This window comes from Bacteroidetes Order II. bacterium, assembly GCA_016788705.1.
GTDB lineage: Bacteria > Bacteroidota > Rhodothermia > Rhodothermales > UBA2364 > UBA2364.
Genome location: JAEUSQ010000065.1, coordinates 101,237 through 117,989, shown reverse-complemented (window position 1 = coordinate 117,989; position 16,753 = coordinate 101,237). Strand labels below are relative to the sequence as shown.

The 16,753-nt window shown below is 46.0% G+C and carries 10 protein-coding genes; 8 read left to right on the top strand and 2 right to left on the bottom strand.

Annotated elements, in window-relative coordinates:
- Window positions 1-49 precede the first annotated feature (49 nt).
- The 3 genes from JNN12_17255 (at window position 50) to JNN12_17245 (ending at window position 4,190) form a co-directional block, all read left to right on the top strand.
- Window positions 50-1,300: a glutamate-5-semialdehyde dehydrogenase gene (locus tag JNN12_17255; protein ID MBL7980089.1), complete on the top strand. Its 1,251-nt coding sequence runs from the start codon at window positions 50-52 to the stop codon at window positions 1,298-1,300.
- A gap of 208 nt (window positions 1,301-1,508) precedes the next feature.
- A complete protein-coding gene (locus JNN12_17250) occupies window positions 1,509-2,885 on the top strand; it encodes an MFS transporter (protein ID MBL7980088.1) in 1,377 nt (458 codons plus the stop codon).
- 69 nt (window positions 2,886-2,954) lie between these two features.
- On the top strand, window positions 2,955-4,190 hold the full coding sequence (locus JNN12_17245) for an MFS transporter (GenBank protein MBL7980087.1): 1,236 nt from the start codon (window positions 2,955-2,957) through the stop codon (window positions 4,188-4,190).
- A 128-nt stretch (window positions 4,191-4,318) separates the two neighbouring features.
- On the opposite strand, the gene JNN12_17240 is transcribed toward JNN12_17245, so the two are convergent.
- Complete coding sequence (locus JNN12_17240; GenBank protein ID MBL7980086.1) at window positions 4,319-5,248, bottom strand: DUF4434 domain-containing protein; 930 nt, start codon at window positions 5,246-5,248, stop codon at window positions 4,319-4,321.
- Between the two features lie 67 nt (window positions 5,249-5,315).
- On the opposite strand from JNN12_17240, the gene JNN12_17235 reads away from it, so the two are divergent.
- A complete protein-coding gene (locus JNN12_17235) occupies window positions 5,316-6,728 on the top strand; it encodes a DUF5009 domain-containing protein (GenBank protein ID MBL7980085.1) in 1,413 nt (470 codons plus the stop codon).
- 75 nt (window positions 6,729-6,803) lie between these two features.
- On the opposite strand, the gene JNN12_17230 is transcribed toward JNN12_17235, so the two are convergent.
- Complete coding sequence (locus JNN12_17230; protein MBL7980084.1) at window positions 6,804-9,071, bottom strand: hypothetical protein; 2,268 nt, start codon at window positions 9,069-9,071, stop codon at window positions 6,804-6,806.
- 307 nt (window positions 9,072-9,378) lie between these two features.
- Between JNN12_17230 and JNN12_17225 the strand changes: the two genes are divergently transcribed.
- The 4 genes from JNN12_17225 (at window position 9,379) to JNN12_17210 (ending at window position 16,752) form a co-directional block, all read left to right on the top strand.
- Window positions 9,379-11,811: an extracellular solute-binding protein gene (locus JNN12_17225; protein MBL7980083.1), complete on the top strand. Its 2,433-nt coding sequence runs from the start codon at window positions 9,379-9,381 to the stop codon at window positions 11,809-11,811.
- 2 nt (window positions 11,812-11,813) lie between these two features.
- Complete coding sequence (locus JNN12_17220) at window positions 11,814-13,076, top strand: carbohydrate ABC transporter permease (GenBank protein ID MBL7980082.1); 1,263 nt, start codon at window positions 11,814-11,816, stop codon at window positions 13,074-13,076.
- Between the two features lie 394 nt (window positions 13,077-13,470).
- Entirely contained in the window at window positions 13,471-15,219 is a 1,749-nt protein-coding gene (locus JNN12_17215; protein ID MBL7980081.1) for a tyrosine-type recombinase/integrase, read from the top strand.
- A 27-nt stretch (window positions 15,220-15,246) separates the two neighbouring features.
- Entirely contained in the window at window positions 15,247-16,752 is a 1,506-nt protein-coding gene (locus JNN12_17210) for an Eco57I restriction-modification methylase domain-containing protein (GenBank protein MBL7980080.1), read from the top strand.
- Window position 16,753: the final 1 nt, after the last annotated feature.

Sequence of the window (16,753 nt, the reverse complement as noted above, 5' to 3'; positions counted from 1 at the left end):
AGCATGGGTATATCATCTAAAGCATATAAAAATAAATTTAAATATAGAAATGCCTACCTCAATAAAACACTTATTGGCGGCCACCAAAAAGGCCTCAATTGCCATACAACGTACGAGTGATGAAGAGCGACAGTCTTTCTTGCAAACCCTATCCAATACATTATTGGCGGGGATACCGCAAATCTTGGCAGCCAATGCCTTAGACCTAGCGCGGATGGATGATGCAGACCCCAAAAAAGACCGATTGATGTTGAATGAAACCCGAATTAAAGACTTGGCGAATGCTTGTTTGGATGTGGCGTGTTTACCAGATCCTACGGGTGTGGTCCTTTCTGATCGGGTCATGGAAAATGGGTTGCATATCCAAAAAAAGGCGGTTCCATTAGGCGTTATTGGGGTGATTTATGAATCCCGGCCCAATGTTACCATTGATGTAGCCGCTCTTTGTTTGCGTTCGGGAAATGCCGTTGTACTCCGTGGAGGGACTGATGCATGGTCTTCCAACTCCGTATTGGTAGGTTTAATACATGAAGCGTTAAGGGCACATCGCCTTCCTACAGAACTGGTGACGTTGCTGCCGACGGATCGTGCCTTGGTTCAGGAATTACTTACTGCCACCGCCTATGTGGATATGCTCATTCCGCGTGGTTCCAAACAACTTATTGATTATGTTCGGGATCATGCCCGCGTTCCCAGTATCGAAACTGGGGCTGGCGTTTGCCATACATACGTAGAATCCACCGCAAACTTGGAAAAAGCGGCAGCCATTGTGGTCAATGCCAAGGTGACACGTCCTTCTGTTTGCAATTCGTTAGATACCATTCTGGTGGATAAATCCATTGCCGATCGCTTTTTACCAATGATCTTGCCTGGTATGGCGGCATATGAAGTACACCTATTTGCAGATGAAGGGGCTTTTCGTCTTTTGGATCAAACAGGTTATCCCTTTTTAGCACATGCCAGCGAGGATGATTTTGGTCGGGAGTACCTCAGCTATCAATGCTCTGTAAAATTGGTTTCGGATTTGGAAGAGGCCATGACACACATAGCGGAATACTCCTCTAAGCACTCGGAAGCCATCGTTACGGAAAATCGAGAGGCTGCTACCCGCTTCCTGAACGAAGTAGATGCCGCTGCCGTGTTTGTGAATGCATCTACCCGCTTTTCGGATGGCGGGGTGTTCGGGCTTGGTGCAGAAATTGGTATCTCTACCCAAAAACTTCATGCACGTGGGCCCTTTGCATTGGAAAAATTGGTGACCGAAAAATGGATGGTCCGGGGTGACGGGCAGGTCCGGTGACGCACATGGAGCAATTCCTGCTCGTTTTTTACCAAAAAGGGGCCATCGCAATATTGAGCAAGTTCCCAGTGCGATTTTGGCCGACGTCGCCTTAAATGGTTAATGAGGTTAAAAAAAGGTTTGTGAATGACCGATGAATGGTTATATTTTGTGTCTTTCAATCTTTTGGAAAGTACCTTTTTAACCTTCACCCAACCCCTTTAGAGCAATGTCAATTTTTTCCAGTAAAAACGTAAGTCGGCTCGCGCTTGTGGCGGCCCTTGGCTATTTTGTGGACGTGTATGATCTTTTGTTGTTTAATGTGATTAAGGGCGACAGCCTGAAAGATTTGGGACTTGCCGGAATCGAAAACGAGGCCGCATTGTTAAACTTTCAGATGTTTGGCATGTTATTGGGGGGCATTATGTGGGGTATTTTGGGCGATAAAAAGGGGCGCGTTACCGTCCTTTTTGGTTCTATCCTTACGTATTCCATTGCAAACTTAGCGAATGCCTTTGTGGTGGGATTTTGGGATTATGCCCTTTGGCGCTTCATTGCGGGTTTTGGTTTGGCTGGAGAATTGGGCGCCGGCGTCACCTTGGTTTCCGAGACTATGGAAAAAGAAAAAAGGGGAATTGGCACGATGATTATTGTGTCTTTTGGGGTTTTGGGGGCCGTAGTCGCCGTCTTGGTACATGAAGCCCTCGGTTGGCAAAATGCGTTTATCGTAGGTGGACTGATGGGGTTGGCGTTACTTTTGTTACGCGCTGGAGCGTTGGAATCGGGCATGTTTGAAGGCATTAAAAAATCTGATGCGGCCCATCGGGGAGATTTTTTCCACCTGATTACCAAAGATCGAACCATCCGGCGGGTCTGGGAGTTCTTGTTACCCGTCTCACTGCTGGCGTTTGTGCTCAGTTTTTTGATGCCCGCCTACAGCACCTTGTATCGCGTAATTTTTGGCATTTTTGGCGTTGGTATTGTGATTCAAATGGTGAATGATGCCCGCTTCCGAAAATACATGTTCTGCATTTTGTTGGGAATGCCCATTTGGTATGTGATTGGCATTTTGGTGTCTTTCTCTAATCGCTTTGCAGTGGTTACAGGAGTAACCGGAGATATTTTGGTTCCGACAGCCGTTGCATTTTGTTATCTGGGACTTTCTATCGGAGATTTTTCTTCCGGCTTGTTGAGCCAAAAACTACGAAGTCGGAAAAAAGCCATCTTGTTCTTTCTGGTGCTGATGGCGATTGTGGTGCTGGCCTTCTTGTTCTTGCGCGGGCTGAGTCCAGCGGTCTATTATGGGTTGTGTTTTCTGTTGGGTTTTTCTGCTGGATATTGGGCCATTTTTGTACAGAATGCTTCCGAGCAATTTGGGACGAACCTACGTTCCACCGTTACGAATACCGTCCCCAACTTTGTTCGGGGAGGGCTGGTGGCCATGTCGGCGGCCTTTCTGGCGCTTATTCCAAATCCGAAAGTGCCAGATGAGTACTTTATTCACTCTGCATTGATTGTCGGTGCTATTACCATTGCCATTGCGGTTTTTTCCACGTTGTCTATTCAGGAAACTTTCTCAAAAGACTTAGACTATGTAGAAGAGTAAACATCGTATTTTGACCGTACTTTGAGGGTTGCCCGTGTGGTGACCCTTTTTCATTTTGGCACAATTGATATGTCTTTTCAGATCGAACAACAAAAAGTGGCGCGTCGGATTACCCTAGTAGCCGCCCTTGGGTATTTTGTAGATGTGTTTGATATTGTTCTATTTAATATAGTAAAAACGGATAGTTTACGTGACCTTCGTGTGTTGCCAGAACAGATGCTGGGCTACGAGGTCTCGTTGCTCAACTGGCAACTGGGCGGGATGTTGGTGGGCGGCTTGATGTGGGGCATTTGGGGAGACAAAAAAGGGCGTCTTTCGGTTTTGTTTGGGTCTATCCTTATGTACTCGCTTGCGAATCTTGTTAATGCTTTCATTACCGATGTGTCTTGGTATGCCCCATTGCGTTTTTTGGCGGGGGTTGGTTTGGCCGGAGAACTCGGTGCAGGCGTCACATTGGTGGTTGAGACCATGGAACGTGAAAAACGGGGTATTGGAACAATGATTATCACGACTGTTGGGGTGATGGGGGCGGTGTGTGCGGCATTGGTTGGGAAAATGCTGCATTGGCAGACGGCGTATCTTTTGGGCGGTTTATTGGGCTTGGCTTTGCTTTTCTTGCGGGCAGGCACCTTGGAGTCGGAGATGTTTGAGCGGCTCTTATACAACCCAGACATCAAAAAAGGAAGTCTATGGTTGTTTTTGCGAGCGCGTAAACGATTGATGCGGTACGTTTGGGTGGTTCTAATTGGCCTACCCGTCTGGTTTTTGGGTGGAATTGTGGTGCCACAGGCACATCGTTTTGGAGAGGCCCTTGGGGCGACGGGGCCCATTACGGTGAATGATGCGGTAATTGTGTTTTATCTCGGTATTGCCGTTGGAGACTTGGTGAGTGGGGGATTGAGCCAATATTTTAAAAGTCGTAAAAAAGTGCTTTTGGGTTTTCATATTCTTTCCTTTCCGCTTTATGCCTTGCTCTTCGCAACATCCGGCTTAAGCCCATTCCTTTTTTATATAGTACTGTTTTTATTAGGTATAACATGTGGATTCTGGGCGGTGTTTATCTCGATGGCCGCTGAACAATTCGGCACCAATATCCGTTCTACGGTTACAAATACAGTTCCCAATTTTGTACGGGGCCTCACAATTCCAATGACCGGTATGTTCCTCTGGCTGGTTCCGGTCTTGAATGGAAGTTTGGTTCAAGCGGCGGTTGTTGTGGGGTATGGGGTGTTGATTATTTCGGTCATTGCCACCTTGCAGGTAGAGGAAACGTTTTCTAAAGATCTTAACTATGTGGAAAAATAAAAAGACAGCAACTTTCCGGCCATGCTGGTACAGGCTGTATCAGGTGCTAAATGACCATTAATGTTAATCGTCGTTTAGCGATTTTATCTTTTAGCGATCATTATCCTTCAAAATTACCCTTTCCTTGCCTATAAACTATAAAGACCATTTTGTTGTGTTGCTAACCATTCTTGGTAACGGCTGTATAGGTGGTGGGCCGCCGGGTAAATGCTGTTTGGGCTCATAAAGTGCGAAAACTCAAAGGTGATGAGTTTTTCCACACCAGCGGCATGGGCCTGTTCCATTTTATAGCGCAGACGGCGGTAGTCTAATGGGGGAAATTTGATTGGGAAGCCCCGTTCAAAAGACTCCACATTGCTCCACGAAGTGATGTGATGACGCTTCGCCAATGCTGCATTTGCTTGTAGATAGTCCTTCAGTTCATGAAACGGAACCTGTCCATCCTGAAAGGCCACCACATCCACGATCCCTTCGATTCTTGCAAAAACCTGTTCCCATTCTCGGATATGACGGTCTAAGGAAATGGCTTCTGCGCCGAATTGCAAAGCCCCTTTTATATACGGCGAAATGAGGATTGGTTGAGATTTAAGGCCACGCAGGTGTGTCGAGAGGTCTTCATAAACCCGCATCATACCATCGTTAAAGGTGTTAATCTCGTGGCAAATATACCAGCCATTAAAGGCTTTTCGGTGTCCATATCGCTTCATTACCTCGTCGCAAAACGCCTTGTTAAGATCGGCCTCGGCCTGATAATCGCCATTGATCCAATATTTACCAGAATCATAGGTACCAAAATAGAACTTCATGTTACAACGTTCCGCCTCTGTCAGGAAAATGTCCACCAAGTCGGTATAAGTGGGGAGCATAAGCCGTTTTTGCTGCAATACCGCAGAGTCGAAGGTGCAGTGGTGGTCATATCCGGCACGGATGAGGATGACCGTATCTATCCCAACGGCCTTCATGGCGTCAAAATCCTTGGCCCATTCGCGGTGCCCCCAGTTTTGGGAGGGGATGTCGTGGGTGATCTCGTCTAAAAAAGTTCCAGTAATTTGAATCATGGTGGGTTAGAGGCTTTTCGTGGTTAACTTAACTTCCTTAACATACTTCAATATGCCCATTGAAAACATGAAAGAAGTATCAACAAAACAACGTTTTGCTGCCTTGGATGCCCTTCGGGGCTGGGCGATTCTGGCCATGGTGCTTTCTGGAATTCTTCCCTTTGGGGTTTTACCAAATTGGATGTATCATGCACAATTACCCCCGCCGGAACATCGGTTTAATCCTGCGATTTCGGGACTTACGTGGGTGGACCTGGTTTTCCCCTTTTTCCTGTTTGCCTTGGGAGCCGCTTTGCCTATCGTCCTTCGCCGAGTGGCCCCCGTAGGTGTTGCCACAAAACGACTGTTTCAGCGGTTTGCGTTGTTGGCGTTCTTTGCCTTTGCCCTTCAACATGTCCGCCCCTATGCCCTCCAGCCGTCACCGAACGCCGTCACTTGGATGACAGCCTTTGTGGGTTTTTTATTGTTGTCAGGGGTGTTTGTCCGACTGCCCGCGTCGTGGTCTCTTTCCGAACGACGGTTTTTTCGGGTGCTGGGCTGGGCGGGTCTTCTAACGTTCTTGGCTGGCCTGACGTATGCCAATGGCACCGGGTTCTCGGTGCAGCGCAAAGACATCATTTTGTTGTTTTTGGCGCATATGGCGTTTTGGGGTGGGTTAATTTGGTGGTGTACGCGCACGCAACCGCTTTATCGGCTGGCTTTGATGGCAGGATTGGTAGCCCTGCGTTTGTCCGCGCTCACGTCAGAAGCTACATGGGCAACCATGATTTGGGCATCCAATCCGGTAAATTGGTTATTCGAGTGGGAATACTTGCGGTATTTGTTGATTGTCTTGCCCGGCACCATGGTGGGAGACTGGTTGATAGAAGTGTTGGAAAGGCGGGGTAATCCGGAAGCGTCGGTAGGTATTAGGAAGCCCATTATGTGGTTGCCTTGGCTCTTGGCGCTGGTTCCGGTTGTGGTCTGTGTTGGGTTACAGGCACGACAATCCGGTTTTACCTTGCTGTTTTCTCTTGGTTTTGTTGGCATGTTGTGGTGGATGACACGCAGGCCCACTTCTCTGGACGAAGATTTTCTACAAAAGTTAGTACGTTGGGGGAGTTTCTGGCTGATTCTCGGCCTGCTTGTTGAACCGTTTGAGGGAGGGATTAAAAAAGACGAGCCAACCTATGCTTACTTCTGGGTAACCACAGGGCTGGCCATGCTTGTTTTGGGTGCATTGTTTATTTGGATGGATGTTGAAGGAAAAAAAGGTGGCGTGCTCGGCTTACTCTCCGAAAACGGTGAAAATCCTATGTTGGCATATGTGCTAATGGGAAATGTGATGTTGCCAGTTTTGCACCTTGTGGGGGTTTATAAATGGGTGGTCGCCTTTACGTCAACACCCGTATTGGCGATGGCGCGTGCGTTGTTGCTTACGATATTATTGGCCTATTTGGTACGCTGGGCCACTCGAAGAGGATTTATTTGGCGCTCTTAAAACAGTTGGGGGGTTGTACGCCCATTAAAGTTTTGTAACGCCAAGGCGTATCTTTATGTTAGGGAGCTGAAGAGATCATTCAGACACCTTCCATTCGTACACTTCGCCGAGTTTGAAGTCCTTCTCCATAAAGGCGTTTTCTCCAAAACCCGCATGGCGGAGTGCATCGGTCAAAACGGACGTAGGGAGATAGACCCGAACCGTTCCACCTGCCAGCGCTTGTATGCGAAGATGGGTTAGTTTTCCGTCTTGTAATGCGGCAGAAACCAAGAAGGCGCCATCGGTTCGTAATTGCTGAAACGACACCGTTTCCCATGATGCTGGAATTGCCGGAAAAACTTCGATGGTATTTAGATGGCTTTGGAGTAGCATTTCCTGTACCCCGGCAGCCGATGCAAAATTGCCTTCCAAGGTAAACGGACGGTATTCAAATTTGGAATGTTGTCCTTTGCACTGTGTACCATTGGCATGAAAACTATTGGGCAGTACAAAACAAGTGGCGAAAATCCGAAGGGCTTTAGCCGCCTGATCGCCTTTTCTTGCTCGTGCATAGAGGCTTGCCTGCCACGCAAAGGAATACCCTGTCCACCAATCGGTACCATTTTTCTCCAGATTGTGAAGAGAAGACGCGATAACCATGCGGTCTTTTTCCGACCGCCACTGATACATCCCAAGCGGATGAATGGCCATGAGGTGGCTAAAATGACGGTGTGAACCTGCTAAACGATGCCCCGGAGCCACCATCAAGCCATCTGTTTCGGAGGTGTGTAGATCGGGCCACTGTTTTATCTCGGCCACCCATTGCGCCTTTTCTTCGGATAAGTTTAAGGCTTCTGCCATTTGGATGGCCGCCGAGAAAGTCCAACGGATCAGGGCAAGATCAAAATTGGTGGTTTCCTCAAACCATGCTTCTGGTGCATTGTCGTGGATTTCTGGACTTGAACTGAGGGGCAATTGGCGGTTTCCGTTTTTTTGTACAGCGATTTGCGACAGGTGTTTTGCCACAGCCTTAACAAACGGATAAGCCTGTGTCTTTAAAAAGGTTTTGTCCATCGTATAGCGCCATTGCAGATAGAAATGATGAGCCGTCCAAGCGCCCATTGTTGGGGAAAGACTGTATTGAATCCAGCCTCCCATAGGTTCCCCGCGTAAAGTGGTAACGCCCGGGACATTGAGGCCATCGGTGCCAAAATAAGCCTTTGTCCATTTTTGAAACGTTCCCCGATGGTTCCAAAGCCAGTGTGTAAAGCCTGCGGTGAGGTCGGTTCTGTTAGCGGTATAACCGGGCCAATAACTTAGCTGGGTGTTGAGGTCATGGTGGAAATCTCCTTTCCAAGGTGGGAGTTTTCCATTGTCGGCCGTCCAGACGGATTGTAAAGAGATGGGCGGGGTATCGGCACGAGCCACAGATCCAAATTTATACAGGTCGCGGTAATATTGTCGCTCAATTGTTTCGTCGGGCAAGCGAATACGGGAGCGGCTCCAAAAATCCTTCCACCAAAGCCGATGCGTGGCCAACGCCCGATGCCAACCTTGCCGGAGGGCCGTCTGGGTGCGGTTTTCCGCAGATGTGGTGGCGGCTTGGTCGGGATAATGGGCAGATATGCTCCAAACGCCCACGAGTACACGGCCCGTTTGTTGCCATCGAACAGAAACGTGGTACGAAAATCCACCCCAGCCTTTTTGTACATATAACTGGCTTTGGGATGTCCGCGTTACACCTCCTTGGGGATATTTTAGGGTCTCTAAGCCAGATCCCTCCACGGAGTTACTGCTGGAACGGTTTGTGTCTCGCTGGTAGGTGGGGGGCGAAAGCATGGGCATGAAATGATTGGTGGGAAGTCCCTCGAACCGGAACCAGCCGATGGCTTTTTCGGCATGAACAAAGGTGGAAAAACGGGTGCCATTTTGCCACTTTACCGATGCCAACCCCTCTTCGAGGCGGAGGTGTACCGATTCAACCGCTCCAAACGAGGCCGTTTCGAAGTGAAGACCAGCACCAGGCAGTTTGGTCGGGGCTGGAAATGCCTCATACGGCTCATCGCCCCACTGCTGTACTGCCTTATAATTTCCTTGCTTCCATTGTGCGATTACCCACTGCCAGTTTCGGTCGGATAAACCCGGCGTTGGGCGTAGATCCCATAAGTCTGAGCGGTCCAAAGACATCCGCAGGTTGTTTTGTTGCTGCCAAACCAATGCCCCCACTTGGCCATTTCCCAATGGTAAGCCCTCGTCCCAAGTTTGGGCAAGACGCGCAAACCGCAAATCGTGTAAGGGGCTGGGTTGGCTGTGGGTAACGAGGCAGCCTGAAAAAATGATCAAAAGGATAAACAGGGTACGCATAGTAAGCAAGGTTTGAAGGAGAGCTAAAGATACACTTTTCGTCTATGGTTTCAAGCGACATGGTCATCATCATTTGAAGGCAACCATTTAGCAAGCATCGTCATAACATCCGTGTTTACTTAATTTTGGCATACCGTTTATCAGGACTGCAACGGTTTTTCCACTTGGTGGCTCTTTAAGGCGGAGGTCATCGCGAAAAATCTTACCGCAAAAAGCGCTTTCTGTTCGGTTAACGCGGTTTACGTTGTATCTTAATATCTCTTTTCTAAAGCAAGACCTGGCCCAAACCCCCATTGACCCAACCGCTATGACCCGATCTAACATGCAACTCCGAACCCTTTTCTTTACTATAGGTGTATTCATTCTACTTTTATTGCCAATACGAATTCGTGCAGGCGAAATTGTTGAAAATAAAGCCTATAAGGGCAAAAAAACGGTAGTGCGCTGGGCTTTCTGGGGAGGTGAAAGTACTGTTCGACTGTTTAAAAAAGTTACCGAGCGCTTTGTCCAAGAACATCCCGACATTGCCGTAGATGTTTCGATCTATCCCTGGGGGCAGTATTGGTCTAAACTCCAAACGCAAGTGGCGGCGGGAATTGCACCAGATGTGATCTCCATGTTCGGTTCGGGAGCGGGCGTCTGGATTTCGCACGGGGTTTTTCAGCCATTAGACCCATTTATGGCACGGGATGGCTTAGACCAAGGGGCATATTATAAAGGTGCTTTGGATGCTTTTCGTTGGGATGGCAAACTATATAGTTTTCCGATTGAATTGGCTGTGGGGGCTTTACTTATTTCGGTAGATAAATTAGAAGCCCGTGGCATACCAAGGGAACTCTGGCCCAAACCAGACAAAGCCATGACTTATGACGAATACCAAGCCCTTGCCCGAAAACTGACGCTACGAGATGGTCAAGGACAGGTCAAGCAAATTGGTGTTGGTTCCGGTGGGTGGTTTAATGACCACATGAACGGTATTTGGGGCGGCCTGTACGTGGATCGGCAGGTGAACCCCACACGCCCCACCATTTTGGGCAACGAAAGATTAGCCAAGGGCCTCATCCATACGTTTCAAGACCGTTTTGCCTCCCGTATTCAAGCACCCAAAGCCAATCTCACCAGTCTGGAATTTGGTGGAGATGCTGTGCTAAAGTCCAATCTCATTGCGATGGCGTGGCTTGGCCCTTGGGTATTACCAGATTATAAGGCCGCTGGCGTTCGGGTGATTGCCACGCCAACCCCACATGGTACCCAGGCCAATCAATTGTTTAGTGCCAATGGGGTGGGCATTTATACAGGTGCCAAAAATCCGGAAGCCGCTTGGAAGTTGGTGCGGTTTTTGGCCTCGACCTTTACCCAGCAGGAAATTGGACGCACATTGCGCGGCCTTCCAACCCTCATTTCTGCCAAAGAAGCCTTCCTGAATAATGAGGCAGGAGTGAAGGGCTTGGAAGCCTATACGGTGGATATGGAAACCGCACAAACCTACATTTGTCCCCGCTTATCCGACATCGAGCAGATCCCGATAAAATGGGAAGAACGCATGGAACTTAAATTAGGCCTACTCTACGACCGAAAATTGGCGGAGTGGCGTGCGCGCAAAAAAAACTTTACCGAAGCCGATCATGGGGCGTTTGAACGGGAAATGAACCGACTGGTGGAGCAAGAAGTACGGGCGGGACTGCCTGGTTTTCATCAAGAAATGGCCGCTGCTTTTAAAACCTTAGAAAAACGAACCCCCACCTTTACCGAAAAAGTGGTGCTGCCTTTGCTGATCCTGCTTTTGTTGGCCTCGGCTGCCGCAGGATATATGGTTTGGTTTAAGCGCAACCAAGAACCCAAAGCCTATATCAGTAAACCCACTTGGAAGCAAAGCATTGCCGGATATGCCGCTTTATCGCCTTGGCTCATTGGGTTTTTGTTGTTCACTTTAGGCCCCATGCTGGCTTCTATTTATTTGTCCTTTACCGACTGGAACATGATTAAGCCGCCGGAATGGGTGGGGGCGCAGCACTATACAAACCTATTTTCGGACCGCTTTTTTACCTTGGGACTGCAAAAAACCTTTGCTTATGCGGCTTGGGTCATCCCTATTTCGCTGGTTGGGGGCATTTTTACTGCTGGCTTGCTGACCAGCGACGTCCGAGGGAGCGATGCCTTTAAGGCCATTTTTTATTTTCCATCCCTCTTTACAGGTGCGGCGGCCACTGTCTTGTGGATGAATATGTTCCACAAAGAATTTGGCGTGGTGAACCACCTCATTGGCTTTTTTGGCGGCGACCCCATTAATTGGTTAGACGAAGCCCATGCCTTTACCACCGTTGTCCTGATGAATTTCTTCTGGGTGGGTGGCGCCACCATTATATACTATGCAGGAATGAAGCAAATACCACGCTCGCTCTATGAGGCCGCAGAGATTGATGGAGCCGGGGCATTCCGACGGTTTTTCTCCATCACCATCCCAATGCTCTCGCCAGTGATTTTGTTTATGGTGGTCATGACAACCATCGGGGCTTTTCAGGTGTTTACACCCGCACTCTTCTTTGCGGAATACGCCATCACGATCGGTGGGCCGGGGGAGTCGCTCAAGTTTTATTCGGTCAATATTTATCACGAGGCATTTAATAATTTGCGCATGGGCAAGGCCTCCAGTTGGGCCGTCGTGCTGTTTGTCATCATTTTTATGATTACGATGATACAGTTCAAATTATCAAAGAAATTCGTACATTCGGAGGCATAAACATGGAAAAGAAATTTAAACGCGCACTGCTCTATCTAACGCTTATTGGGATTTCGGGCCTATTTTTATTTCCGTTTTATTGGGTGCTGATTTCCTCGGTAAAATCGGTGGAAGGCATCTCCATGCGCCCACCTTCTTATTATCCTTCCGAATATCATAAAACCACAGTAACGCTTAACGCTACCAGCCGGATTGTTCGGGAGGTGGCCGGGCCAGATTCCGTGTGGTGGTTTCGGTTGCGCAAAAGCCGAGACCTGCTCACCCAAGACCCTACGCCCGGTGCGTATTATGTACGTTTAGACAGCCTAAAACCCGGGCAATACCTTTCTTGGTTTCCAGAAAGTGTCGTTCAGCCCGTAGCTGGGCCGCCCAACATCACCTTTGATAACCTGACGCTGCACCGCATAGAGGGCGAGCCAGAGGCTGTACCGCTTTTGGCCAAAATGGTGCGTGCTAAAGGCGCTTCATACGACGAACTGCTTTTCTTTACGGAAAATAAGAAGCCAAGCGAAGTGTACATTGCCAAAAACCGCGCCCATCAGGAGGAGCGGAAATTCCATGCACGATGGGAAAACTATCCGGAAACCCTAAAAGGACCCGAAGCCACCATCGGACAAGAACAATCCACCGGATTTCTGCTGTTTATGCGGAATAGTTTTATCATCAGCATCCTCTCGATGATCGGGCAGGTGCTTTCCAGTAGTTTGGTGGCCTATGGCTTTGCCCGCTTGAACTTTCGGGGCCGAGAGGGGTGGTTTGTTGTCCTACTGGCCACCATGATGATTCCCGCACAGGTGACCATGATTCCCATGTTTGCGATTTTTAAAACCATCGGATGGGTCAATTCTTTCTTGCCTTTGGTGGTTCCGCAATTTACGGCGGGGGCTTTTAATGTGTTTTTGTTGCGCCAATATATGCTCACATTGCCCAAAGAATTAGACGACTCGGCGGCGATTGACGGCTGTGGCCCTTTTAGAACGTTTTTTTATGTCATTCTACCCAATTCCATTCCGGTTTTGATTGTGGTGGGGCTGTTTACGTTCGTTGGCGCTTGGCAAGATGTGATGGGGCCGCTGATCTATTTGGACGACCCCGATTATCGTACCGTGACGCTGGGGCTGGAATACTTCCGATCGCCTTATGTGGATACCCGTCACCTGATTATGACCGGAGCAGTCTTGGCCATGTTTCCTGTAGCCATACTGTTCCTGATTTTCCAGCGTTACATCGTAGCCGGAATCGCCACAACAGGCATGAAAACATAACAACGAAATACTTTTTTATACGAAGGCTTTATGGTTAAAATGTGATATTTATTAAGGTTGCGACAAGTAGCACAAAGTCCATTTTTGGGAATAAAAAATCGCGGCTTTAGGATATGATATGAAAAGTAACACGTCGAAGAGCAGACAATAAGACGGACTCGTTCCTTATTGACAAGCCCCTCATCCTCCGACGACAAACAAACCTGCACCGAATACAGCTTCCACAAACCATTACCCCAGCCAAATAACTTATTTCTTTCCCCTTATTATCAACCCAGCGCTTATGTTGCACTTTTGAATAACTTTCTGAAAAAATGCGTCCTTTAAAAGTTGCCCCTCACTTTAGAAAACCTTATATTGCAATGGGTAAATCTACTTAGACTTCCGACGGCTCATGACAGCACAAATACAAACGGAACAAATCGTACATAAAGGAGAGGCACGTATCGCATTGCTCTTTCCTTACGAAGCGCAGTTGGTGGCGCAGGTACGTCCGTTATCAGGTGTGCGCTGGAGCCGAAGCCGCAAGTGTTGGCACCTGCCCGCTACCGAGGAAGCCATGGGCGTATTAACAAATCGTTTCGCCGATACCATCGCATGGCCGGAATCCCTGAAACCATCTTTCCGCACCGGACTGCCCCCCATATCGTTCGACAAAGCGGACATCTATCCTCATTCAACTGCTGCTCAAGGGAGGCCGAGGCACAAGGTTGACATAACGCTCCAACTTATGGAAGGGCGTGTACAGGTTTCATGGATTGGCGGCAAATTGGCGGTAGCATTGCCTTATAATGCCGATGATGTAACGTTTTTGAAGACATTAGCCCAGTCGTTTTGGCACAAAGAACAGCGTTGCTGGGTGATGAAAGCCTGCAAAAGAAATGCCGAGCAACTGGAAGCGCGGTTCGGGAATTGTATTCCTGATGCCATCCGCTCTTTATTGGCTGAAGAAACCCAGCCTATTCCAAACGGAAATGCCCTCACCGATTTGTGCGAGTGCAAAACCGACGGACAATGGTTGCAATTGCGATTTCCTTGGAAGGCAGACACCTTAGCGGTGGTAAAGCAAGTTGCTGGCCGGCGATTTTCAAAAAATGCAGGTTGTTGGATGATACCCAATGACGAAGTGTTGGTTCGTGAACTGGCAAGCCGTCTTGAGGTATTAAATATTACCCTCGTATTAAATGGACAAAGACTGAACCAGCCCCTAAAACGACAGGATTGGCGTAGCAGGCAAAAACACTTACTGAAAGATACGGAAGCCTCTTTGAAAAACCTGTTGTACGCTTATACAGACCTGATGATCGGTATGCGGTACAGTTGGGCCACCATTAAAGGTTATACCCATTGTTTTCGGATATTCGCCGAACATTTTGGGGTGAATACCGTGGAAACCATTTCCAAAAGTGAGGTTCAGCGCTACTGCAACAATTTATCAAAGGGTGATATTGCGTTATCCACCTTGAACCAACACATCAATGCCATTAAGTTTTACTACGAGAAGGTGTTGGGGCAACATCGGGTGGTGTATGACCTTAAACGTCCACGCAAAGAAGAAAAACTCCCTTCCGTATTATCGGCAGGAGAACTACGCCGATTGTTTGGGCAGATTAGCAACCTCAAGCACCAGTGCATGGTCTATATCGCCTATAGTGCAGGCCTACGGGTGAGCGAAGTGTGTAACCTGCGCGTATCCGATATAGACTCAGAACGAATGCTGATACATATTGTCTGTAGTAAAGGTCGTAAAGACCGAATGGTTCCATTGAGTAAATCCCTATTAGGGTTGCTACGGCAGTACTTTCTGAGCTACAAACCCGAAAAATGGCTTTTTGAAGGACAGTTTTCAGGAGAGCCTTACGCAGTAAGAAGCCTCCAGACGATTTTTTGCCGCGCCAAAGAACAGGCAGGGATTCGGAAAGCGGTAAGTTTTCATACACTACGGCACAGTTATGCCACCCACTTACTGGAGTCGGGTACAGATCTGCGGCTGATCCAAGAACTATTAGGGCATCGCGACATCAAAACGACCTTGCGTTACACCCACGTAAGTCAGCGAACCATACAGAATATCCGTAGTCCTTTGGACACCCTTTTTACCGAAAAGTACGACAAAAAACACGAAAAGGGCAGATATAACTAAGTTATAGCCAATAAAAAAAGAAAAAATATGACTAAACATAAAACATTAGGACAAGTATTTACACCAGAATGGGTAGTTAATGAAATATTAGACTTAGTAAATTATTATGAGGTTGAAATTTTGACAAGATATATTTTAGAGCCTGCTTGCGGAGACGGAGCATTCCTGAAAGAAATTGTAAAGCGTTATATAAATGAAGGGAAAAGAAATAATTTATATAAAGAAGAAATAGTACAAGGTTTAGAAAAGTATATCTATGGTATTGAATTAGACGAAATAGAATATAAAAAATGTATAGACAATCTAAATAATTTAGTTAATCAATTATTAGGTATTGAAAAAATTAAATGGAATATCTTTAATGAAAACACATTATTTATTTACAGTAAATATCATAATTTATTTGACTATATAGTTGGCAACCCACCATATATAAGAATACATAATTTAGATAGTACAACAAGAGATTTAATAAAAGAAAATTTTGAATATTCAGATGGTACAATAGATATTTATTTAACCTTTTTCGAGATGGCTTTTTATATGATAAATTCAAATGGCAAAATAGGTTATATAACACCTAATAGTTATTTGCATAACAGTTCATATAATAGGTTTCGTGATTTCTTAAAGATAAAAAAATGGATACATACATTAATAGATTTTAAAGCAAATAAAATATTTAAAGGTTTTTCAACATATACTGCAATAACTATACTTGAATTAGGTACTTACAAAGATGAATTTTGTTATAAAGAACTAATAAATAATAAAATCAAGACCATTAATAATATTAATTTTAATGAATTAGATATGAGAGATTGGTCTTTTACAAATAAGGAAAGTGAAAATTTTTTAAATACATTACATTCTGATAAAAACACTTTTATTAGTGAATTATTTGATGTCCAATATGGTTTTGCTACATTAAGAGATAAAATATATATTGGAAATATTCGAACTTGTGAAAATAAAAATGATTTAGTTTATTTCAATGAACATTTAATTGAGAAAAGTATTTTAAAAACTTGCATAAAGGGTTCAAGATATAAAGGCGAAAAAGATGATAATATTAAAATCATATTTCCATATAAAAAAGTAGGGAATAGATATATTGTTATTTCTGAAAATGAAATGATAAAAGATTATCCTTTTTGTTTTAAATACTTATTATCAAACAAAGAAGAACTAATGTCGAGAGACTTAGATAAAAATGCAATTTGGTATGAATACGGTAGAAGTCAAGGTGTGCAGTCTATGCATAAAGAAAAAATAGTGCTAAGCACACTAATAAACGGGGCGATTAAATATTACAAAGTAAGTTCCGATGTGTTAATGTATTCTGGCATATTTATAACAAAAAAGCAACCTTTTATAGATTGGAGAATAATCGAAAACGTTTTATCTTCTGACGAATTTTATCAATTTATCCGAATTACAGGAAAGGATTTTTCAGGAGGATATAAATCCATTACAAGTAAACAAATCAAAAATTTCAAAGTACATTTTGAAAATAACAATAAAATGTTTTAAT

Coding starts and splice junctions, on each gene's coding strand:
- JNN12_17255 (MBL7980089.1), top strand. CDS start 50: ATGCCTACCTCAATAAAACACTTATTGGCGGCCACCAAAAAGGCCTCA.
- JNN12_17250 (MBL7980088.1), top strand. CDS start 1,509: ATGTCAATTTTTTCCAGTAAAAACGTAAGTCGGCTCGCGCTTGTGGCG.
- JNN12_17245 (MBL7980087.1), top strand. CDS start 2,955: ATGTCTTTTCAGATCGAACAACAAAAAGTGGCGCGTCGGATTACCCTA.
- JNN12_17240 (MBL7980086.1), bottom strand. CDS start 5,248: ATGATTCAAATTACTGGAACTTTTTTAGACGAGATCACCCACGACATC.
- JNN12_17235 (MBL7980085.1), top strand. CDS start 5,316: ATGAAAGAAGTATCAACAAAACAACGTTTTGCTGCCTTGGATGCCCTT.
- JNN12_17230 (MBL7980084.1), bottom strand. CDS start 9,071: ATGCGTACCCTGTTTATCCTTTTGATCATTTTTTCAGGCTGCCTCGTT.
- JNN12_17225 (MBL7980083.1), top strand. CDS start 9,379: ATGACCCGATCTAACATGCAACTCCGAACCCTTTTCTTTACTATAGGT.
- JNN12_17220 (MBL7980082.1), top strand. CDS start 11,814: ATGGAAAAGAAATTTAAACGCGCACTGCTCTATCTAACGCTTATTGGG.
- JNN12_17215 (MBL7980081.1), top strand. CDS start 13,471: ATGACAGCACAAATACAAACGGAACAAATCGTACATAAAGGAGAGGCA.
- JNN12_17210 (MBL7980080.1), top strand. CDS start 15,247: ATGACTAAACATAAAACATTAGGACAAGTATTTACACCAGAATGGGTA.